We start from the raw sequence: 20,588 nt of genomic DNA, 5'->3' as shown, positions 1-20,588 counted from the left end.
GTGAACCCCTTAACGTTTACTGTGGTGAATGATCTCTTCGGCCACGTTGCGCGGCGCTTCGGCGTACTGGCTGAACTCCATGGTGTAAGTCGCGCGGCCTTGGGACATCGAGCGAAGGGTGGTTGAGTAACCAAACATCTCGGACAGCGGCACCTTGGCGCGGATCTCCTTGCCGCCGCCGCCGGGGATATCCTCCATACCTTGCACCAGACCGCGCCGCGACGACAGGTCGCCCATCACGCTGCCGGCATAGTCTTCCGGCGTTTCCACCTCTACCGCCATGATCGGCTCCAGGATCACCGGGTCAGCCTCGCGGCAGGCGTCTCTAAAGCCAAAGATCGCCGCCATGCGGAAGGCTTGCTCAGAGGAGTCGACGTCATGGTATGAGCCGAAGGTCAGATGCACTTTGACGTCAACCATTTGATAGCCGGCCAGCACGCCGTTGTTCAGCGCCTCCAGCACGCCTTTTTTCACCGCAGGAATATATTCGCCCGGGATCACGCCGCCCTTGATTTCATCGAAGAACTCGAAGCCTTTGCCCGGTTCGTTCGGTTCCACCGTTAACACCACGTGGCCATATTGGCCTTTACCGCCGGACTGCCGCACAAATTTGCCCTCCACGTCGACCACGCGTTTGCGGATGGTTTCGCGGTAAGACACCTGCGGTTTGCCGGTGGTGGTCGCCACGCCAAATTCACGGCGCATACGATCGACGATAATTTCCAGGTGCAACTCGCCCATGCCGTAAATAATGGTCTGACCGGAGTCTTCGTCGGTGCGTACGCGGAACGACGGGTCCTCGGAGGTGAGGCGCTGTAGCGCGATACCCATTTTTTCCTGGTCGGCTTTGGTTTTCGGTTCAATCGCCTGCGCAATCACCGGTTCCGGGAACACCATTTTCTCCAGCGTGATAATGGCGTTAGGGTCGCACAGAGTGTCGCCGGTGGTGACGTCTTTCAGCCCCACGCAGGCGGCGATATCACCGGCGTGCAGTTCTTCGACCTCTTTGCGATCGTTGGCGTGCATCTGCACGATGCGGCCAATGCGCTCTTTTTTGTCTTTGATCGGGTTATAGACGCTATTGCCTTTGGCCAGCACGCCGGAATACACCCGAATGAAGGTCAGTTGGCCCACGAAGGGGTCGGTCATCAGCTTGAACGCCAGCGCCGAGAATTTTTCGTCGTCGGCGGCCCGGCGGATGATGATATTGTCGTGCTCGTCATGGCCTTCCATCGGCGGAACGTCGAGCGGTGAGGGCATCAGTTCGATCACCGCGTCCAGCATGCGCTGTACGCCCTTGTTGCGGAAGGCCGAGCCGCACAGCATCGGTTGGATTTCACCGGCTATGGTGCGCAGGCGCAGGCCGCGAACAATCTCTTCTTCGTTCAGCGGTTGCTGGTTGAGGTATTTGTCCATCAGATCTTCCGAGCCTTCGGCGGCGGCTTCGATCATTTTATCCCGCCATTCTTGCGCGGAATCGCGCAGTTCGGCCGGGATCTCTTCAAAACTGAAACTCATGCCCTGCGAGGCTTCGTCCCACAGGATGGCCTTCATGCGCACCAAATCCACCACGCCGGTGAAGTGGTCTTCGGCGCCAATCGGGATGACGATCGGCACCGGATTGGCTTTCAAACGTTCGATCATCATTTTACGCACGCGGAAGAAGTCGGCGCCGACGCGGTCCATTTTGTTGACGAACGCCAGCCGCGGCACTTTATATTTATTGGCCTGCCGCCAGACGGTTTCTGACTGCGGCTGCACGCCGCCCACCGAGTCATAGACCATGACCGCACCGTCCAGCACGCGCATTGAGCGCTCGACCTCGATGGTAAAGTCAACGTGTCCTGGGGTATCGATAATATTGATGCGGTGCTGCGGATAATTATGCTGCATGCCGTTCCAGAAGCAGGTGGTCGCCGCCGAGGTAATGGTGATGCCGCGCTCTTGTTCCTGCGCCATCCAGTCCATGGTGGCCGCACCGTCGTGCACTTCGCCCAGCTTGTGACTGACCCCGGTATAAAACAGAATCCGCTCGGTGGTGGTGGTTTTGCCGGCATCAATGTGCGCCGAGATGCCGATATTGCGGTAGCGTTCGATAGGGGTAGTACGTGCCATAATTAACCTTTCTTAGCTGCCTTAAAGAAGGGCGGCTTAAATAGCATGAAGAATTATGATAATCCTCGATGGGTTACCTTCTGGACCTTCAAGTGAATGAATCGGTCACAGAGTAATCGTAGTTGATGAAGGGGGATTTACTAAGCAATGGCTGCGATAGGTGGAGGCTGAATGATCGGGGCGGCGAACCGCCCTATAACGTTACTCGGCGAAGATATGCGCCTGCCCGATAATATTCAGGCTGACGTGGGAACCGGCGCGGATGCCTTCGCGGCTGACGGTTTTGATTTCGATAGCGGCGTCGCTGCCGCTCATGCGCAGGTTGAGGGTCGAGACAAAACCGGCGAAATCGATGCTGGTGACCACCGCCTGGCCCTGTTGCGCCGGCTCGGACAGGCTGATTTGGATCTGTTCCGGGCGCAGCATGATACGGGCAGGCCCCTGGCGGTGGCGATCGTCCACCGCAATCCGGCCCAGAACGCAATCGGCCCAGCCGTGTTCAAGTTTGGCTGAAAGCACCAAGGTTTCCCCCAGGAAGGTGGCGGTCGGTTCATCCACCGGCCGCAGATAGAGATCCTGCGGCGGGCCCACCTGCGCCAGCCGACCATTGCGCATCACCGCGACCTGATCGGCAAACGACAGCGCCTCCGACTGATCGTGGGTCACCAGAATTGACGCCACCTTGGCTTCCGCCAGCAGTTCCGCCACCGCTTTACGGGTTGCGGCGCGCAGGCCGGTATCCAGGGCGGAGAAGGGCTCGTCCAACAGCATCAGCTTGGGTTGCTGGGACAGCGCGCGCGCCAGCGCCACCCGCTGCTGTTGCCCGCCGGAAAGTTCATGCGGCCACAGCGCGCCCAACCGCCGATCCAGCGCCACCATGTCCATCAACGCATCAACATGCCGCTGCTTATCACGCTTGCTGCCCTTCAGGCCGAAACCGATATTCCCGGCCACGGTAAAGTGCGGGAACAGCGCGCCGTCCTGCGGTACAAAGCCAATGCCGCGCAGATGCGCCGGTACCCAGCCGCTGCCGTTGGCCATCGGCAGGCCTTGCAAGATAACCTGGCCGCTGTCCGGTATTTCAAAGCCGGCGATAATGCGCAGCAAGGTGGTTTTTCCCGAGCCGGAAGGGCCGACAATCGCGGTACGGCTTCCCTGTGCCACCTGCAAATCCACGTGCTCCAGTACCTTGACCGAATTATAGGACTTACCGATACCCTGCAGTTGAAGCGTGCTCATAATCCCGCCGTGCGTTTAGATTGAGAATAAAGAAGCCAGGTCAATGGCAGCGATAACGCCACCATAATCAGTGCGTAAGGTGCAGCCGCCACGTAGTCGATCTCGCTGGTCAGCGCCCAGAAGCCGGTCGCCAGCGTGCGGGTACCGTTCGGCGCCAGCAGCAGCGTCGCGGTCAGCTCATTGGCTATCGCCAGAAACACCAGCGCTGCCCCGGCCGCCGCGCCGGGTGCGGCCAGCCGCAAAGTGGTGCTCCACAGCGCCTGCGCCGGCGAGCGGCCAAGGCTGCGCGCCACGTTTTCCAACTCCACCGGTGCCTGGGCAATACCTGCACGCAGGTTGATCAATGCCCGTGGCATAAACATCAGCAAGTAGGCCAACAGCAGGGTGATTTCCGTCTGATAAATCGGCTGGAAGCTGTGAATGGTAATGGTCACCAGCGCCAGCGCCACCACGATGCCGGGCAGCGAGCTGGTGACGTAATTGCAGCCTTCCAGCAGCCGATACAGCCGTGCCGGATAACGAACCGACAACCAGGCCATCGGGATGGCGCACAGCGTGATAAGCAACGCGCCGCTGGCGGCCAGCGACAGCGTTTGCAGCAACGCGGGCAGTAACTCCGCATTGCGCCAGACCTCAATCCCGCCCAGCGTCAGCCAGCGGGCCAGGGTGATAAAGGGCACGCCCAGCGCCAGCGCGCTAAGGCTCAATGGCAGTAACAAGGCAAGCAGAGTCGTCACCGGCCCCAGGCGATAGGGGGTTTGGCTGCGGGCACTGCCGGAACCGACCCGGGCATAACGCGCACGGCCACGGCTGGCGGCCTCCAACAGCAGTAACCCCAGGCAACACAGCACCAGCACCCCGGCCAGCATATTGGCTGCCGGGCCGTTAAAGGTGGACTGGAACTGATCGAAAATGGCGGTGGTGAAGGTGTCAAAACGGATCATCGCGTACAGGCCGTACTCAGCCAGCAAATGCAGCGCGATCAGTAACGATCCGCCCCAGGTCGCCAGTTTGAGCTGCGGCAGCACCACGCGGAAAAACACCGCCAACGGCCGGGTACCGAGCGAAGTGGCGACGTCTTCAATGCCGGGGTCCAGGCGGCGCAGCACCGCTGCGGCAGGCAGATAAATAAACGGGAAGTAGGCGAGGACCGAAATGAATACTCCGGCTCCCAGCCCATGCATCGAGGGCACCAGGCTGATCCAGGCATAGCTTTGCACGAATGCCGGAACCGCCAGCGGCGCGGTCGCCAGCAGCGACCAGATGCGGCGGCCCGGCAGCGTGGTGCGCTCCGTGAGCCAGGCCAGTGTGACCCCCAGAATGGCGCAAATTGGCAGCGTAAATACCACCAGTAACAGGGTATTGAGCAACAGTTCGGCCACCCGGGGGCGGAATACCAGAGCTTTTACCGTCTGCCAGCCGGTTTCAAACGCCACGCTGACGACAAACCCCAGCGGCAACAGGGCCAACAGAGAGAGTAAAAGGGCGGCCGCCACGATAAACAGCCCCGGCCGCTGATGCCGCCGGGTGGTGGTGTAACGCGTCGTGGCGCCGGTGGCGTTGAGGCCAATATTCGACATAAGGTAAAAACTCTCTAAAACCGGCTTACAGCAGCCCGGCCTCGGTCATCAGTTCAACTACTTTTTTACCGTTCAGCTGTGAAGCGTCGATTTTCGGCGCGTCCAGCTCTTTCAGCGGCACCAGTTTAGGATTGGAAGCTGCGTTCACGCCTACCGCATATTCGAAGGCGTTATTGGTACGCAGAATGTCCTGGCCGTTCTTGCCGGTGATCCATTTCACGAAGGCCTGAGCCTGCTGTTGGTGTTTGCTGGAAGCCAGCACGCCGCCGCCGGAGGTGCTGACGAACGCGCCCGGATCCTGGTGTTTGAAGTAATAAAGTTTGACGTTTTTGCTGTTTTCGCCGGTCTTGGCACCGTCGACGAACGGATAATAGTGATAGATCACGCCGCTGTCGATTTGGCCGGCATTGACCGCTTTCATCACCGTGCTGTTGCCCTTATAGGCGGTGAAGTTGGTTTTCATCGCTTTCAGCCATTCCAGCGTGGCCTTTTCGCCTTTCAGCTCCAGCAGCGCGCTGACGATCGCCTGGAAATCTGCGCCAGACGGCGACGCGGCCCAACGGCCTTTCCATTCCGGCTTGGCCAGATCCAGCAGTGATTTAGGCAATTGCGTTTCGGTCAGTTTCGCCGGGTTGTAGACGAATACGGTTGATCGGGCGGCAATGCCGATCCAGCGGCCATGCTGTGGGCGGTACTGCGGTTCGACTTGCGCCAGCGTCGCGGCATCCAGCGGGGCAAACAGCTTGGCGTTGTCCACCAACACCATCGCCGGGGAGTTCTCCGTCAGGAAAACGTCGGCGGGGGATGCGCTGCCTTCCTGCACCAGTTGGTTGCCCAACTCGCTGTCACCGCCGTTACGCAGAGTCACCTTGATGCCGGTGTCTTTGGTAAAGCCATCCACCCAGGATTTCACCAGGTTTTCGTGCTGGGCGTTATAAATAACGATGCCGTCATCGGCAGGGGCCGCATGAGCGGAAAACGCCAGCATCATTGATGAGGCGAGCAGGGCAACGGGGCCTAGAGAAGAAAGACGCAGCTTCATACTGTTATCCTTTTTGGAGGTCGAAGAAGAAAAGCGAATATCGCCTGGCAAGCGCAAGCAGGCCCGATTGTAGCCAAGAACAGTCATAATGATAGTGAAAACGATTCGTATTAAATTATTTTTTGCATTCGCTCATAAATTAACTCGCCCTAAGGAAAAATTAAGCTTCAGCCTGAATACTCTGAACTGATTGTCTAATGTCGAAAGAATTCATTCAGTTGAAAATATCCCTTCACGCGTTCGCCTTCTCAGGATTCGCCATCTCACTCTCAAACCAGTCTGCCAGTTGCGCTACGGCGAGGCTGTGCTTGCCGTCGGGGTTGCTGACAAAATAATGCGCAGCGCCCGGAAGGGAATGCTCGAACGGCGCCATCAGCACGCCACTCTCCAGCACATGCTGCACCATCAGTTGGCTGGCGATAACCGCGCCCTGGCCGGCGATTGCCGCCTGAATGGCGTGGGCTTCGTCGGTAAAGCGCGGGCCGGCGTCGACCGTCAGCGCCGCCGGGCCAAACTCGCTGCGCCAACGCGGCCAATCGGGGGAGGGTTGCGGCACCTGGCGGCCATCGATGTGTATCAGCGTGGTTTGCAACAGATCCGCGATTGAAGCGACATTTAACTGCGGGCTGACGACCAGCACGAAGCGGTCCTGTTGCAGCAATCGCGGCGACAGCAGGTCATCCGGCCTGTTGCCGTAGCGGATCGCCACATCAATCTGTTTGCTGCGCAAATCCACAATGTGGTCATCGGCGTGCAACCGCAGGTCGATGGCGGGAAACTGCCGCATCAGCGCCGGCAAACGCGGCACCAGCCAGTGGGTGATTAGCGCCGTGGTGGCAGACAAGGTCAATACCGCCGGCCGCTGGCGTTCACCGATGTTTTCCACCGCCGTTTGCAACAGGTTGAACGCCTTCGCGCTGGCCTGTTGCAGGATCTTGCCGTCGTCGGTCAATTCCACCTTGCGCGGTGTTCTTTCAAACACGCTGACGCCCAGCAGGCTTTCCAGCAGCCGAATTTGGTGGCTGATGGCCGTCGGCGAAACGCCAATTTCTTCGGCGGCCAGTTTAAAACTCTGCAGTCTGGCGACCGCGTCAAAAGCCCGTAGTGCCCCCAGGGGCGGCAGTTTTCTTTTCATGATGAGCTATTTTCATCTTTGGCTGAGAACTATGACTTTGAATTGCCATTTGGTGGCAGGTTATTTTCTGTATGCAGGTTAACAGATGAAAATTACTCAGCCAACTAACCAGGAGACAACCATGTCTGCATCATCGGTAAAACAGCTACGTCTGGTGATCACCACCGAAGATTTTGATAACGCCCTGGCTTTCTACCGCGATCGGCTGGGGTTGACCCAGATCGATGCGGTGCCGCCCGACATCGGCAGGGTGGCGATCCTCGAGGCGGGCAAGGCCACGCTGGAGCTGGTGGAGCCCGCCACCGCCGCTTATATCGACCAGATAGAAGTGGGCGAACGCGTCTCCGGTTGGATCAGGGTAGCATTTGAGGTGACCGATATTGCTGCAACCACGGCCAGTCTGGCGCAGGGCGGTGCACAGATCTTGTCTGAGCCGCGGGTTACGCCCTTCAATTCGATCAATAACCGGCTGGAAGCGCCGGCCGGATTGCAACTGACGCTGTTTCAACCGCTGTAAACCGATACCCGTCATTTTGGCGGGTATTTGTTTGATAATGAAAGAAATTCATCACGGCTTTTGGTTATGAGTCATAGCGATTAATCATTTAATTTATTCAGCTGCTTCAATGAATATGAGCGTCAACAAAACACCAATAAGGGATAAAGACGTGAAATATTCATTTAGATTTAACGGATTGGCTAGTCTAATCTTCCTTTCATTGCAGGCTGCTTCACCGGTTCATGCCGCCGAAGTGCCGGTGGGCGTCAAACTAGCGGCCACTCAGGAACTGGTGCGGGCCAATGGCTATGAGCCTGCGACGCTGGATCCCAATCTGGCTGAAAGCAACGTGGAGTTTAATATCTTCAATGACCTGTTCGAAGGGTTGCTGCGGGTGGGTAAAAACGGCGAGGTTATTCCCGCGCTGGCCACGCAATGGGAAAACCAGGGCAATGTCTGGACCTTCCATCTGCGCCCGGAAGCCAAATGGTCGAACGGCGATCCGGTTACCGCCGAAGATTTCGTCTTTAGCTGGCGCCGTCTGACCGATCCCAAAACCGCCTCGCCGTACGGCAGCTATCTGGCCTCGGCCTATGTGCTTAACGCTGCGGAGATTAATGCCGGCAGCAAACCGCCGACGGAGTTGGGGGTGAAGGCGCTGGATGCCAATACCCTGCAGGTCACGCTGTCTGAGCCGAACTCCTATCTGCTCAAACAGTTGGTGCATTTCCCTGTGTTGCCGGTGAACCGCAAGGCGGTGGAAAAATACGGCAAAAACTGGACGCAGCCGCAGAATTTCGTCAGCAACGGCGCTTTCAGGTTAACGCAGTGGGTAGTGAACGAAAAAGTGGTGGTGGAGCGTAACGCCCAGTATTGGGATAACGCCCATACGGTGCTTAACAAAGTGACTTTCCTGCCGCTGCAAGGATTCCCCGAGGTGGCGCGCTTCAGGGCCGGGGAAATCGAGCTGGGCTATAGCACCCCGCCGGAACTTTATCAGCAGTTGAAAAAGAGCCTGGGCGAGGAACAACTGGTGACTTATCCGTTACTGTCCACCAGCTATTTTGCCTTTAACACCCGGCAGGCACCTTTTAATGACGTACGGGTGCGACAGGCGTTAAATCTGGCGCTGGACAAAGAGATTATCGCCACCAAGGTGTTGGGCTACGGCCAGCAACCGGCCTGGACCTTTACCCCTTCCGGGGCCGGCGGTTTCACGCTGAAGGCCGGGGAGGCGGCGGGGTGGTCGCAGGAGCAGCGGGTCGCCCAGGCGAAAAAGTTGCTGGCGGAGGCCGGATTCAGCGCTGAGCGCCCGTTGCAGTTCAATTTGTTGTACAGCAATGACGCCACCATCAAAAAGATTGTCATCGCCAGCAGCGCGATGTGGAAAAAGAATCTGGGGGTTAATGCGACGTTGCAAAGCCAAGAGCGCAAGGTGACGCTGGATAACATCAACAATGGGCATTACAGCGTAGCTTTTTCTCGCTGGCTGGCCGACTACAACGATCCGTCCACCTTCCTGAACGTCTTCCGTTCTACCAGCAGTGAAAACTCCGCCAAATATGCCAACGAGAATTACGATCGGTTGTTGCATCAGGCCACTGCGGCGAAGACGCCGCAGCAGGTGCAGCTCTATTTCCAACAGGCCGAGGAGAGGTTGGCGGTGGATACGCCGGTGGCGCCGGTTTATTACGAAGCCAATGCCACGCTGGTCAAACCCTATGTGAAAGGCATCGATTTTACCCGACAGGGGCCGATGTACGACAAGAACGCCTATATTATCGCTCACTGACGTTGTAATAATAGGGGTGGGATTTTTTCTGCCCCATTTTTATTATCTTTGTAGTTAAAATGGTTTTTTCTAAATGTTTCATAAACGGCTGGCCAGATTTACGACCGCCGCGAAAAAATCGCGGCTATAATGCCCCCCGTAGTTTATATGCAGTATCTCGTTTGGCGAGGCTCCTATACAAACACAGGTTACTGATCTGACGACATCGAGAGATGCCCAAGGTTAAGACAGGCTTTATCGGATTAAGGTTTAGCCCAAGGTAACTTCTGATAAATACATCAGATACGTTGTATAGTGCTAAAACCTGGACGCGGAGATAGGCTGTCTGCACTCCCTCTGTGGTTAACGCCCCTATGCGATTCGCTGTTGAAGTTTAAACAGAAATAGGGACTAACATGATGAAGTCACATCAAAATTACTCATCTCCGGCGCTGGCCAATGCTGACGTTCTGGATGAGTCCTCGGTAGCAAACTATATGAACGCCGATTTTATTACCGTTCCCGGTAATATGACGGTCAATAAAGCCAAAGAATATTTTCTTTCACAACTTAAAACGGATGAAATTCCGGCTCAGCTGTTTGTCACCGCCGACGATTATCAATTGCGTGGCACGCTGTCGGTTAAAAAACTGTTGCAGTGCGAGGAGGATGATAAAGCCGTTGGGGTAATGATTAACCACAGCTATTTCCAGGTATCGCCCGACGACGATCGTAATGACGTCGCCCATTTATTGGGCAAGGGCGGGCTGGACGTAGTGCCGGTGGTGGTGAATAAAACCTTGGTCGGGGTGTTGGGGGAAAAAGAAATCGCCCGGCTGATTGAGGATGAAAACACCGAGGATGCACAACGGCAAGGTGCCAGCCTGCCGCTGGACAAGCCCTATCTTGAAACCAGCCCTTGGGCGCTGTGGCGCAAACGCTCGGTTTGGTTGCTGATGCTGTTCGTCGCCGAAGCTTACACCGGCAACGTACTGAAGGCGTTTGAAGACCAGCTGGAAGCGGCGATCGCCCTGGCGTTCTTCATCCCGCTGCTGATTGGCACCGGCGGTAACAGCGGTACGCAGATCACGTCCACATTGGTACGCGCCATGGCGCTTGGCGAAGTCAGCCTGCGCAACCTGGGCTCGGTGATCCGCAAAGAGGTGTCCACCTCGCTGCTGATCGCCGCCACTATCGGCGTCGCCGCCTGGGTTCGCGCGTGGATCATGGGTGTGGGAATGGACGTGACGATGGTCGTCAGCCTGTCGTTGGTGGCAATAACCGTCTGGAGCGCGATTGTGTCCTCGATTATCCCTATGTTGCTGAAAAAAGTGGGGATAGATCCGGCGGTGGTGTCCGCACCCTTTATCGCCACCTTTATCGATGGTACCGGCCTGATTATCTATTTCAAAATTGCCCAGCACATTCTGCATATTTAAACCGAAAATCCGCTTCGTGTCGCTGCCGGAGCGGACATTTTATCTCACCCAATAAGGAGGCGCGTTAATAACAATGAATAATCCTTTAACCCACTTTTTAATTAAAGAGGTTTTTATCGATAATCGTTAACTGAGGAAATAATAATGGGAAACATGACAATTTTTGTAGGATTCCTGAGCATCATCAGCTCTCTGGGCCTGTTAGCCGCCTATATGAGCACCAAATGGGATGATTAATGAACGTTGAAGAACCACCGGAATGCATCCTCCCCGAAGTGTTTTATTTACGACGGGGAGGATACCGATAAAACTCTGACCGCCGCCTGCGGTTTTAACGAGTGAAACGATAATGATTATTTTTATTCTTGGCCTGCTGTATGCCATTTTAATGATCTCTGTGGGTGTTAATGAGATTTACTTTTATTCAACCGGAAAATCAGAATTCCTGTCTAGTTTAATGCTGACATTCTCGGGTAGTATGCTGCTGGTTGCTTTTGTCTGGCAATTGTCTGCAAAAAATAAAAAATAAATTCCAATGCGAATGTGAGCCGTACTATGCAAAATGAAAAACAGTCCGTTGCCAGAAACTCGATGATAGCCAGTGGGTTATTGGCGACCGGTAAATTTGCTGCGGGTATTTTTACCGGCAGTATTGGTCTTATTTCCGAAGGGATACACTCTTTCACCGATTTTGTCGCCACCAGCATTACCTGGCTGGCGGTGCGCATCAGCGACAAACCGGCCGATGAGGACCACCACTTTGGTCACGGCAAAGTCGAAAATCTGGCGGCGTTGTTTGAAGTGCTGCTGCTGTTGGGCGCGGCGGGCTGGATTGTTTACGAGGCCGGTACCAGCCTGCTGGGGCAGGCGCATGAGATTGTCGCCGCGCCGGTGGTGATTGCGGTGCTGTTGATCTCGATTGTGGTCGACTATTTCCGCGTCAAGGCGCTGAATCGCGTGGCGAAGGCCACCGACAGCGCGGCGCTGGAAGCCGACGCACTGCACTTCTTCTCCGATATGCTGTCTTCCGCCGTGGTGCTGTTGGGGATGATATTTGTGTTGCTGGGATTCAGCCGCGCAGATGCGATTGCGGCGTTGATCGTAGCCTGTTTTATCGTGGTCGCTGCCTTGAAGTTAGGCAAACGTTCGTTCGATTCGCTGATGGACACAGCACCTGCCGGTGCCAAAGAGGAGATCGGCACGTTACTGGACAGTTTTCCGGCGATACTGGCAACCGAGAATATCCGCATTCGCAACGCCGGTGCGGCCCTGTTTATCGAGGTGACCGTCGCCGTCTGCCGCACTTTGCCGCTGGAGCGCATCAACGCGCTGAAACAGTCCATCGCCGAGCGGCTGGAGCGGCAGTATGCCCACGCCGAAGCCACGGTGATTGCCAACCCGCAAACCCGCAGCGATGAAGACATGGCGACCCGCATCCGGGTGATTGCCGCCAATCACGGTGCGGTGGTGCAAAATGTGGCGTTGCAGCAGCTGCCGGAACGCATGTCGATCAGCATGGATCTGGCGGTGCCGGCCAGCGCCAGCGTGGCGCAGGCGCACGATATCGCCAGCGAGATTGAAAACCTTTTGCGCCAGGCTATCGGCGAAGACACCGAAATCGAAACTCACCTTGAACCGCAGATGCCTCATTGGATCGCCAGTGAGGACGTAGAGCCGGATGAACTGGCAACTATCCGCCAGATCTTGCGAATTGCGGTGGAAAAGGGGGAGATGGTGCAGGACGTGCATAACATTCGGGCGCGGAAAACGGCGGATGGCATTATCGTCAATTTCCATTGCCGGGTGTCGCCGGCGGCGTCCATTGTGGCGGCTCACGACGCGGTGGACCACATAGAACGCCAACTGCGGGCGCTTTACCCCACCATTTCGCGGGCAGTGGGGCACGTGGAACCGATCAAACCCGCTTTGTGAGCCTACTGCGGCGACCGTGGGTGGCCGCCATGAAGGGAGGTCAGGATGCTAGATCGAAAGGATCATCCAGGGATTTTGCCGGCGGGGTAAACCAGTGTGCTCCGCCTTCAGTAACGTAAAAATGATCCTCAAGGCGGATACCGAACTCGCCAGGTAGACATAGCATGGGTTCGATGCTGGCACACATGCCAACATCGAGCTGTTCCTGCCGTTTGCGGACTAGATACGGTGCCTCATGAATGTCCAGCCCGATACCGTGTCCGGTGCGATGCGGCAAGCCAGGCAACTGATAGTCCGGTCCGAAGCCATAAGAGGCCAGGACTTGGCGTGCCGCGTCATCCACTTTATGACAGGGCACGCCAGGCGCGATAACAGAAAACGCCGCAGCTTGTGCTTCATGCTCCGCTTGCCAGGCGAAACGTTGTCGCGCGCTGGGTTCGCCGTACACATAAGTACGGGTGATATCGGACAAATATCCCTTATATCGGCAACCGGTATCCAGTAGCACGATATCGTTGTCCCGCAGAGGCTTGGGTTCCTTCACGCCATGCGGAAACGCGCTGTCGGATCCGAAGAGTGCAATACAGAAGTAAGAGCCGGTGGTGCCCATTTTGCGGTGGGCTTTATCAACGAAATCGATGAGTTCGCTGGTGGTGATACCTGGGTACAAAATGCTGGCTGCCGCCTGCTGTACTCTCAAGGTAATGTTATTAGCCGTCTGCATCAGTGCGATTTCCGTCGGCGATTTACGGCCGCGGCAGTAACCGGTGACGGCTTGTGCGCCGATCAGTTCAATATCGCCGGCGTACTGCTGCAGGCCGAGGAACAGCGTTACCGAAGCCGTTTCGCAAATCGCCACTTTGCGCCGCCTGCCCGCACCCGTCAGCCCGCGAGATGCCAGCAAGGTGAAGAACAGTTGGTAGGGGTCTTCCTCCTCATGCCAGCTAAATATTTCGGCTTCGATGACTTGCGCATCTTTGAAGGTACCTATTTCAAACCAGGGCGCAATATAAGCGATTTCACCTTCGGCCGGGATCACTGCACCCACCATACGTTCGCTGGGCGACCAAGAGGTACCGGTAAAATAGAGTAGATTGTTGCCGGCATTGATATAGCAGGCATCAATGTCGTTTTCGCGCATCAGACGCTGTGCGTGCTGAATGCGTTGTCGATACTCGCCGCTGGCGATTGCAGGCGGGTTGTCCGTTAACGGTTGCAACTGTTCCAAGGCCTGTTGTGGCGTGCAACCGCCAATACCTGTAGCCATGTTTTTCTCCTCGCGGAATGTTCAATATCAGGGCCAATATCCCAGCGTGCTTAGTCCCATGATAAATAAAATGCGGCGACAATACTTGGCTCCAATAGACAGGAAAGATAGCGATTACGGCACAATGCTTTTCCCCAACGCCGTCAATGCCGATATTTCGATTGTCGTTGTCTTAAATGGCCATTTTTAACGGGGACTACTAGCCAACGTGAGCTTTAACGATTATCAATAGAGTCTCGTTGTCTCGACAGACGCAGGTATCTCCCCATGTCACGAAGTAAAGACCTGCAAGACTGGGTTAAACCGGCCCGGTCCCCAATGCAAATTGAGCGTATCGAAGCCTTTTTCGGTGGGCACGGCTATGAGCTCCATCGCCACGATACCTACGCCATTGGCCGCACGTTGTCCGGTGTGCAAAGTTTCAACTATCGTGGCGGCAGGCGTCATAGCTTGCCCGGCGGCACCCTGGTATTGCATCCGGATGAGCTGCATGACGGGGAGGCGGGTACGCTAGAGGGGTTTCAATACCGTATGGTTTATATCGAGCCTGCATTAATCCAAAAGATACTCGGCGGCAAGCCGTTGCCCTTTATTCCGGGCGGTCTTTCCGGTGACCCACGGCTTTTTGCTGCGGCTCAACCCTTGCTCAGGGCCATGGAGGATCCGTTTGAAACGCTTGAGGAAGAGGATGCGCTTTATGACCTGGCGCACACCCTGGCCGTTGTCGGGGGGCAACGTTATCAACGGCGGGCGTTTGACTATCAGGCGGCTGAAAGGGCAAGGGAATATATCCATTCCTGTTTCGATAAAAATATTACCCTGGATGAGCTTTCTTTGATCAGCGGCCGAGATCGCTGGAGTCTGAGCCGGGATTTTCGGGTGCTGTTTGGCACCAGCCCCTACCGCTACGTCACTATGCGCCGTCTTGAACATTGCAGACGGCGGATGTTGGCGGGCCATCATCTGGCAGATATTTCAATCGATGCGGGATTTGCGGATCAAAGCCACATGACGCGCCAATTTATCAGCAATTTTGGCGTTTCTCCTGGCCGCTGGCTGAGGTTTATCAAAGGAGGTTGAGCCAGAAGTTGCACAATCATTCAAGATTGCCGTCCGCCGGGTCAACTATGCTGGGCTCCTGTTAACCAAGGAGCCTGAAAATGTATCAACCTATTAATTTCGCTCATAAACTCTCACTGTTTACCGAACAATGGCAGCCGAAAGTGATTGCCGAGATGAATGACTATCAGTTTAAAGTGGTCAGAATTCACGGTGACTTCGTCTGGCATACGCATGCCGAAACCGATGAAACCCTTATCGTGTTGGACGGTGTTTTGCGCATTGATTTTCGTGATGGTCATGTGCTGGTCAATGCGGGTGAGATGTATGTGGTCCCACGCGGCATCGAACACAAAACCTCTGCCGAGATCGAAACCCAACTGATGCTTATCGAACCTCGCGGCGTGTTGAACACCGGTGACGAACGGGGAGAACGTACTGCGGTCAACGATGTCTGGATTTGATCAAGCCCGCCCGGCAAGCCTGTAGCTGGGATAATAGAAAGGCCGCCAGAACGGGCGGCCTGTGAAGGTCAGTCCAGCTTCAGCCGGACGGTGATTTCAGCAATTTCGTTGCGCCATTGCTGTTGCAACGCCGGTTTTTGGTGCCTGGTTTTGCGCGCCAAATCCTCCTGCAGTTTAGCCTCGAGTTCGAACAAGCAGGCCAGCAGCCGCTCTTCGTCATGGTGTAACCCCTCTCTGTCGCCGGAGGCGGTTTGCCTGGCCGCTTGTGGCTCGGCACCGGGTTCTTCCGCCAGCCGGGCATAGACCGGGTCCAGCTCCGGCCATTCTTCAAGCTGTTGATGATCAATCAGCCAGAATCGGTTACAGCTGTTTTCTATCAACATCCGGTCGTGACTGACCAGCATCACTGCGCCTGCAAATTCGCGCAGGGTTTCCGCCAGATCCTCTTTGCCTTCCATGTCCAGATGATTGGTCGGTTCGTCGAGCAGCAACAGCGAATGGTTGGCCAGCGTCAGGCCGACAAACAGCAGGCGCGAACGTTCGCCGCCGCTCAGGGTGCTGATCCGCTGCTGATGGCGCAGGTAAGGGAATCCGGCGCCAATCAGCGCCATTTTGCGCTGTTCTTCGGTCAGCGGAGCGAAGTGCGTCAACGCCTCGCTCAGCGTATCGCCATCCTGCAACTGCTGAAGGCTCTGATCGTAATACCCGATACGCACCCTGGGGTGGAATACCACCTCACCGGAAACGGCGCTTTGGTATTCCCGCCACAGATGCTGCAACAGCGAGGATTTACCGCAGCCGTTACGGCCAACGATGGCGATGCGATCGCCGCTTTTCACCTGCAGATGCGCGAGGCGAAACAGCACCGGCGCATCAGCTGCCGGACGGACATCCAGCTGCGGCAGGGCCAACAGGCGATCGGCGTCCAGGGCTTCGCCCCGCAGCCGGAGCCGCCACTGAGTAGCGGCCGTCAGCTGAGTTTGCTCCTCTTTCAGGCGGTCGACCCGCTTCTCCATCTGTTTGGCCTTGCGGGCCAGATCCTCGTTGTCGTACACCCGTCCCCAGACCGCCAGCCGCTGGGCGCTTTTTTCCACCCGCTCGATCTCCTTTTGCTCCGCCTGACGGCGATGCGTATCCGCCGCATCTTTGTCCTCCAGCGCCTGACGCGCCGCAGAGCAGGGCAAGCGGAAGAACTGCAGGGTTTTGTCGCGCAGGATCCAGGTGCAGTTGGTCACCTTATCCAGCAGGTAGCGGTCGTGGGAAACCAGCACGAAGCTGCCCGACCAGTTTTGCAGGAACCGCTCCAGCCACAACAGCGTCGGCAGATCCAGATGGTTGCTGGGTTCATCCAGCAACAGCAGGTCCGGCCGGCGGATCAGCGCGCGCGCCAGCAGCAGGCGGGTATGCTGGCCGCCGCTCAGGGTACCGGCGGTCAGTGTCCAGGAGGACGCAGCAAACCCCAGGCTGGTCAGCAGGACTTCACCCTGCCAACTTTCGCTGACGCGCTGGTTTTCCGGCAGACGCGCCAGTACCGCATCAAGCAGGGTGCAGCCGTGCAGTTCGACGGGAAGATGTTGTTCCACTCGCGCCATCAGGCATTGGTGAGAGAGGGTAACGCTGCCGGTAGTGGCGAGCAGGGCACCGCTGAGGATTTTAAGCAGGGTGCTTTTGCCGCAGCCGTTGTGGCCGATTAAACCGATGCGATCGCCTTTTTTCAGGCTGAAGGAAACCTTAGCCAGCAGCGGGCCGAACGCGTTGTCGTAACCGACGGATTGTGCAGATAATAATGTGCTCATTGCTTACTCAAGAGTTACAGGCAGGCAAATGCCTATCGTCAAACATCGCTGACGACAACCCGGTAAGCCGGAGGGAAGGGACTCAATTTTTCAGTAAGCTTCGCTCAAGCCTGGGTTATCGCAGCACGATACCGGTAATGCTTGAGCAACGGCGATCACTATAGAAGTGTGAGTAAAAAAACAATTCACACATCGGCATAGTAATCCTCCTTTTATAATGTTGGTTAATAGGTGAGCTGAGTATAGGGCTATTCTTCAGGATAGGCCACTGCCCAATCACTCAGATTATCAGTAGGCTAACGGCCAAAAGCGGCCAGATTTCCGGTCGTGCCGTTGCGGTAATGCAGTAGTAGGAATAATCGTGCTGAATGGGAATAATACTGATATTTAAGCTGAGATTAAGCAGCTATCATAATCTCAGTTTATGATTAGCCAAACGGGCCGGTAAATAGTCAATACCGGCCCGTTTGTTTCGTCTGTCTATCATGCCATTGCCGAGCACTGAATTTATGTTAAAACCCCGTCAGATCATTCTTTTCCTGTTCCTGCTGTTTGGGTTGCAGTTGACGCCGCTGACCAGCGTCGCCGCACAGGATGACCCTGTTGCCGTCAGCGCGCCGGATGCCGCCACCGCGTTGAAAAACTACCAAAAACAGTTAGATAGTATCAAACAGCAGGTCTCCAAGGCCAGCACAGATACCCAGCTCAGTAAGCTGAGGCAGACCACCGACGAGCTGGCCGCCGGTCTGGAAAAACTGGCAACCGATCTGCAACCGGCGCAGGAAAAGCTGCAGGGGCAGTTGGATGTCCTGGGCCCGCAACCCGCCGCCGGTTCGATGCCTGAAACCGCTGCCGTGGTACAACAGCGCAACGCGTTGAACAACAGCAAGAAGCAGCTGGATGATGCGGTAAAACGCGCGCAAGAGATGAGAACCGGCGTGCTCGATCTGGGGCAGCAAATCGGTGATATGCGCCGCGTGGCGTTCAAAACCCAGTTGGCGCTAAATACCGGCAGCGTGTTGGGGGCCAAGTTCTGGTCACCGATCGTGCAACCTACGGACGATGACGCACAGCGGCTGGATCAGTTCCATGTCGCCATGAAAGAGGCGTGGGATGCCAGTTGGCAGGAGGAGTGGCGCTACGGCACCCTTGGCCTGCTGCTATTGGCGGTCGTTATCTGGTCATGGGGGCGTTATTTATCCGAGCGTTTCCTGGCCTGGGTGAGCATTCGTTATCTGCCGGACGGGCGTTTGCGCCGCAGCTTTATGGCGATGGCGACCGTCAGCGTCACGGTCATCACCACCGGCATCGCGCTGAATCTGCTGTATCTCACCTTTACCCGCGTGCAGCCGCTGCCGGCCATGCTGGAGGATTTCGCCGAGGGGTTTAATCGGCTGGGGATCTTCTGCGCGCTGATCGCCGGACTGGGCCGCGCCACACTTTCGCTTAACCGCCCGTCATGGCGTTTGGCCTCGTTGGACGATGCCGTCGCCTCCGGCCTGCGTTTCTTCTCGCCGTTGTTGGCAGGGTTGGCGCTGGCGTTCGGCACCGTTGAACAGATCAATAACGTGGTGAGCGCCAGCCTGGCCTCGACCATTTTCGGCAATGGCCTGGTGGCCGGGTTGATCGGCATGGTGCTGCTGGCGATGCCACTGCGGGCCCAACGCATCCGCCGCAAGCTGGAGCAGCAGGGCGAACATGTCGAGAAGCGCTCCACCATCAGCGGGTTGCTGCACATGGGCACGCTGGTGGGCTCGCTGGTCATCCTGTTCTCTCTGCTGATTGGCTATATCGCTTTCGCCCGCTTCCTGACCTATCAGGTGATTTGGATCGCTCTGGTATTGATGGCGTTCTATTTCCTGCTGCTGTTTGCCGTCGATCTGTGCGGCGCGATTTTCTCACCGCAAACCGCCAGCGGAAAAATGCTCAAGAAGTCCTTTAACTTCAAGGACCGTCACCTGGAGCAGATGGCGATTATTCTTACCGCCGTCGCCAAATGTTCTTTGCTGTTACTGATGATTGTCGCGCTGTTTAACGGCACGTTCGGCACCACCACGCCTAACTCGCTGTTGGACAAGATTATCGCCATTCTGAGTGGCGAAGGGTTGAAGAGCCTGAACATCGTGCCCGGCAACCTGATCAACGCGGTGATATGCCTGGCCATCGGCATCTATATCATGCGGGTGACCCAGCGTTGGTTGAGCCATGAACTGCTGCCGAAAACCATTTCAGATATCGGCATCCGTGCATCCTTGGTCACGCTGTTCAGTAACGTGGGCTATGTGCTGTTGATCCTGATCACCCTGGCGGCGCTGGGCATCCAGTGGAGTAACCTGGCGTGGATTGTCAGTGCGTTGTCGGTCGGTATCGGTTTTGGTTTGCAAGAGATCGTGAAGAACTTTATTTCCGGCATGATCCTGCTGACGGAGCGGCCGGTGAAAGTCGGCGATATGATCGGCATCGGCGGCGTAGAGGGTGACGTGCGCCGGATTAATATCCGCGCCACCGAAATCCAACTCAGCGACCGTTCGACGATGATCGTGCCCAACTCACAGCTGATCTCGCAGAACGTTCGTAACGCCACCATGGGCAATGCCCAGGGCGTGGTGACCATTGCGTTGACCTTCCCGACGGATATCGATCCTGAGCAGGTGCGCAATATTCTGCTGAGCGCCTATCAAGATTATGACGCCATTCAGGAAACGCCGGCCCCTTATGTCCGCTTCAGCCAGCTCGGCCCTGAAGGCATCATCCTCAGCGTAACCGGCTACGTTGCCAGCCCGCGCATGGTCGGCGCCACCAAAAGCGAGCTGTTGTTTAATATCCTCAAACTGCTGCGCGCGCAGCGGGTCAATATGTCCAGCCCGCAGGAAGTGGTGTTTATGAAACAGCAGGCGAAGAATCTGGCCAACGAAGAAGAGCAGTCTTCTTAACCTTTGCCGGAGGGCGGCGGGCCGGAGCGTTTCTCGGGGGCCCGCCAGTCCGCCGATTAGTGCATCGCCGGCACTACCGATTGCGAACAGTCGCTGTTGGCACTGGCGGATGAGTTGTTGCAGGTCTGCGGATCATTGTGTACCGGCGGTGGCGGCACGTCCTGTGGCCCGCCTCTGCCAATACAACCGGAAAGGACAAAAATCAGCAGCGCAGGGATTATCGCTTTCATTTCACTCTCCTGAAGTCAATGTCACTGCCGTGCATTACCGCGGATACCCTTTTTGATCGTCGTGTCGAGGCTTCAGACCTTGGCGCC

17 protein-coding genes and 1 riboswitch are annotated in these 20,588 nt (G+C 56.4%); of the genes, 9 read left to right on the top strand and 8 right to left on the bottom strand.

Features of this window, described 5'->3' with window-relative positions; all coding sequences use genetic code 11:
- Positions 1 to 9: 9 nt before the first annotated feature.
- From fusA to SERAS12_RS12690, 5 genes are all read right to left on the bottom strand, one after another.
- Positions 10 to 2,115, bottom strand: a complete 2,106-nt coding sequence (gene fusA / locus SERAS12_RS12710) for an elongation factor G (protein WP_013813044.1) — start codon at positions 2,113 to 2,115, stop codon at positions 10 to 12.
- 201 nt (positions 2,116 to 2,316) lie between these two features.
- Positions 2,317 to 3,354, bottom strand: a complete 1,038-nt coding sequence (locus tag SERAS12_RS12705; protein WP_013813043.1) for an ABC transporter ATP-binding protein — start codon at positions 3,352 to 3,354, stop codon at positions 2,317 to 2,319.
- On the bottom strand, positions 3,351 to 4,934 hold the full coding sequence (locus tag SERAS12_RS12700) for an iron ABC transporter permease (protein ID WP_013813042.1): 1,584 nt from the start codon (positions 4,932 to 4,934) through the stop codon (positions 3,351 to 3,353). Before SERAS12_RS12700 ends, SERAS12_RS12705 begins: the two co-directional genes overlap by 4 nt.
- Positions 4,935 to 4,959: 25 nt before the next feature.
- Positions 4,960 to 5,976 (bottom strand): iron ABC transporter substrate-binding protein, encoded by a 1,017-nt coding sequence (locus SERAS12_RS12695; protein WP_013813041.1) that lies wholly within the window; start codon positions 5,974 to 5,976, stop codon positions 4,960 to 4,962.
- Between the two features lie 232 nt (positions 5,977 to 6,208).
- On the bottom strand, positions 6,209 to 7,111 hold the full coding sequence (locus tag SERAS12_RS12690) for a LysR substrate-binding domain-containing protein (protein WP_013813040.1): 903 nt from the start codon (positions 7,109 to 7,111) through the stop codon (positions 6,209 to 6,211).
- 121 nt (positions 7,112 to 7,232) lie between these two features.
- On the opposite strand from SERAS12_RS12690, the gene SERAS12_RS12685 reads away from it, so the two are divergent.
- The 6 genes from SERAS12_RS12685 to SERAS12_RS12665 all read left to right on the top strand — a co-directional run bounded on the left by SERAS12_RS12685 (position 7,233) and on the right by SERAS12_RS12665 (position 12,752).
- Entirely contained in the window at positions 7,233 to 7,628 is a 396-nt protein-coding gene (locus tag SERAS12_RS12685) for a VOC family protein (RefSeq protein WP_013813039.1), read from the top strand.
- Between the two features lie 109 nt (positions 7,629 to 7,737).
- Positions 7,738 to 9,402 (top strand): ABC transporter substrate-binding protein, encoded by a 1,665-nt coding sequence (locus SERAS12_RS12680; RefSeq protein ID WP_013813038.1) that lies wholly within the window; start codon positions 7,738 to 7,740, stop codon positions 9,400 to 9,402.
- Between the two features lie 149 nt (positions 9,403 to 9,551).
- Positions 9,552 to 9,725, top strand: a riboswitch (M-box (ykoK) riboswitch).
- Between the two features lie 72 nt (positions 9,726 to 9,797).
- Positions 9,798 to 10,820, top strand: coding sequence for a magnesium transporter (locus tag SERAS12_RS12675; RefSeq protein ID WP_013813037.1), 1,023 nt, complete (start codon positions 9,798 to 9,800; stop codon positions 10,818 to 10,820).
- 144 nt (positions 10,821 to 10,964) lie between these two features.
- Positions 10,965 to 11,057, top strand: a complete 93-nt coding sequence (mgtS, locus tag SERAS12_RS26245) for a protein MgtS (RefSeq protein WP_013813036.1) — start codon at positions 10,965 to 10,967, stop codon at positions 11,055 to 11,057.
- Between the two features lie 112 nt (positions 11,058 to 11,169).
- The gene (locus SERAS12_RS12670; protein WP_013813035.1) at positions 11,170 to 11,349 is read left to right on the top strand and encodes a hypothetical protein; all 180 of its coding nucleotides are present in this window, start codon (positions 11,170 to 11,172) and stop codon (positions 11,347 to 11,349) included.
- Between the two features lie 26 nt (positions 11,350 to 11,375).
- Positions 11,376 to 12,752 (top strand): cation diffusion facilitator family transporter, encoded by a 1,377-nt coding sequence (locus tag SERAS12_RS12665; RefSeq protein ID WP_013813034.1) that lies wholly within the window; start codon positions 11,376 to 11,378, stop codon positions 12,750 to 12,752.
- Between the two features lie 40 nt (positions 12,753 to 12,792).
- Here SERAS12_RS12665 and SERAS12_RS12660 read toward each other — a convergent pair whose 3' ends face one another.
- Positions 12,793 to 14,019: a Xaa-Pro peptidase family protein gene (locus SERAS12_RS12660; protein ID WP_013813033.1), complete on the bottom strand. Its 1,227-nt coding sequence runs from the start codon at positions 14,017 to 14,019 to the stop codon at positions 12,793 to 12,795.
- A gap of 267 nt (positions 14,020 to 14,286) precedes the next feature.
- Here SERAS12_RS12660 and SERAS12_RS12655 point away from each other — a divergent pair, with 267 nt between their 5' ends.
- On the top strand, positions 14,287 to 15,099 hold the full coding sequence (locus SERAS12_RS12655) for an AraC family transcriptional regulator (RefSeq protein WP_013813032.1): 813 nt from the start codon (positions 14,287 to 14,289) through the stop codon (positions 15,097 to 15,099).
- An 80-nt stretch (positions 15,100 to 15,179) separates the two neighbouring features.
- Positions 15,180 to 15,542, top strand: a complete 363-nt coding sequence (locus tag SERAS12_RS12650) for a cupin domain-containing protein (protein ID WP_006319691.1) — start codon at positions 15,180 to 15,182, stop codon at positions 15,540 to 15,542.
- 68 nt (positions 15,543 to 15,610) lie between these two features.
- On the opposite strand, the gene SERAS12_RS12645 is transcribed toward SERAS12_RS12650, so the two are convergent.
- Positions 15,611 to 17,338, bottom strand: a complete 1,728-nt coding sequence (locus SERAS12_RS12645) for an ABC-F family ATP-binding cassette domain-containing protein (protein ID WP_013813031.1) — start codon at positions 17,336 to 17,338, stop codon at positions 15,611 to 15,613.
- A 509-nt stretch (positions 17,339 to 17,847) separates the two neighbouring features.
- On the opposite strand from SERAS12_RS12645, the gene SERAS12_RS12640 reads away from it, so the two are divergent.
- A complete protein-coding gene (locus tag SERAS12_RS12640; protein ID WP_013813030.1) occupies positions 17,848 to 20,271 on the top strand; it encodes a DUF3772 domain-containing protein in 2,424 nt (807 codons plus the stop codon).
- 56 nt (positions 20,272 to 20,327) lie between these two features.
- On the opposite strand, the gene SERAS12_RS26450 is transcribed toward SERAS12_RS12640, so the two are convergent.
- On the bottom strand, positions 20,328 to 20,501 hold the full coding sequence (locus SERAS12_RS26450) for a hypothetical protein (RefSeq protein WP_013813029.1): 174 nt from the start codon (positions 20,499 to 20,501) through the stop codon (positions 20,328 to 20,330).
- Positions 20,502 to 20,588: the final 87 nt, after the last annotated feature.

This window comes from Serratia sp. AS12, assembly GCF_000214195.1.
GTDB lineage: Bacteria > Pseudomonadota > Gammaproteobacteria > Enterobacterales > Enterobacteriaceae > Serratia > Serratia plymuthica.
Note: the sequence above shows the minus strand (reverse complement) of the source record. Positions and strands in the feature narration are given on the sequence as shown.

Excerpts from the sequence above, each read along its gene's own strand:
- SERAS12_RS12640 (WP_013813030.1), top strand. The coding sequence starts at position 17,848 with ATGTTAAAACCCCGTCAGATCATTCTTTTCCTGTTCCTGCTGTTTGGG.
- SERAS12_RS12650 (WP_006319691.1), top strand. The coding sequence starts at position 15,180 with ATGTATCAACCTATTAATTTCGCTCATAAACTCTCACTGTTTACCGAA.
- SERAS12_RS12690 (WP_013813040.1), bottom strand. The coding sequence starts at position 7,111 with ATGAAAAGAAAACTGCCGCCCCTGGGGGCACTACGGGCTTTTGACGCG.
- SERAS12_RS26450 (WP_013813029.1), bottom strand. The coding sequence starts at position 20,501 with ATGAAAGCGATAATCCCTGCGCTGCTGATTTTTGTCCTTTCCGGTTGT.
- fusA (WP_013813044.1), bottom strand. The coding sequence starts at position 2,115 with ATGGCACGTACTACCCCTATCGAACGCTACCGCAATATCGGCATCTCG.
- SERAS12_RS12675 (WP_013813037.1), top strand. The coding sequence starts at position 9,798 with ATGATGAAGTCACATCAAAATTACTCATCTCCGGCGCTGGCCAATGCT.
- SERAS12_RS12700 (WP_013813042.1), bottom strand. The coding sequence starts at position 4,934 with ATGTCGAATATTGGCCTCAACGCCACCGGCGCCACGACGCGTTACACC.
- SERAS12_RS12685 (WP_013813039.1), top strand. The coding sequence starts at position 7,233 with ATGTCTGCATCATCGGTAAAACAGCTACGTCTGGTGATCACCACCGAA.
- SERAS12_RS12680 (WP_013813038.1), top strand. The coding sequence starts at position 7,738 with ATGAATATGAGCGTCAACAAAACACCAATAAGGGATAAAGACGTGAAA.
- SERAS12_RS12665 (WP_013813034.1), top strand. The coding sequence starts at position 11,376 with ATGCAAAATGAAAAACAGTCCGTTGCCAGAAACTCGATGATAGCCAGT.
- SERAS12_RS12670 (WP_013813035.1), top strand. The coding sequence starts at position 11,170 with ATGATTATTTTTATTCTTGGCCTGCTGTATGCCATTTTAATGATCTCT.
- mgtS (WP_013813036.1), top strand. The coding sequence starts at position 10,965 with ATGGGAAACATGACAATTTTTGTAGGATTCCTGAGCATCATCAGCTCT.
- SERAS12_RS12655 (WP_013813032.1), top strand. The coding sequence starts at position 14,287 with ATGTCACGAAGTAAAGACCTGCAAGACTGGGTTAAACCGGCCCGGTCC.
- SERAS12_RS12695 (WP_013813041.1), bottom strand. The coding sequence starts at position 5,976 with ATGAAGCTGCGTCTTTCTTCTCTAGGCCCCGTTGCCCTGCTCGCCTCA.
- SERAS12_RS12660 (WP_013813033.1), bottom strand. The coding sequence starts at position 14,019 with ATGGCTACAGGTATTGGCGGTTGCACGCCACAACAGGCCTTGGAACAG.
- SERAS12_RS12705 (WP_013813043.1), bottom strand. The coding sequence starts at position 3,354 with ATGAGCACGCTTCAACTGCAGGGTATCGGTAAGTCCTATAATTCGGTC.
- SERAS12_RS12645 (WP_013813031.1), bottom strand. The coding sequence starts at position 17,338 with ATGAGCACATTATTATCTGCACAATCCGTCGGTTACGACAACGCGTTC.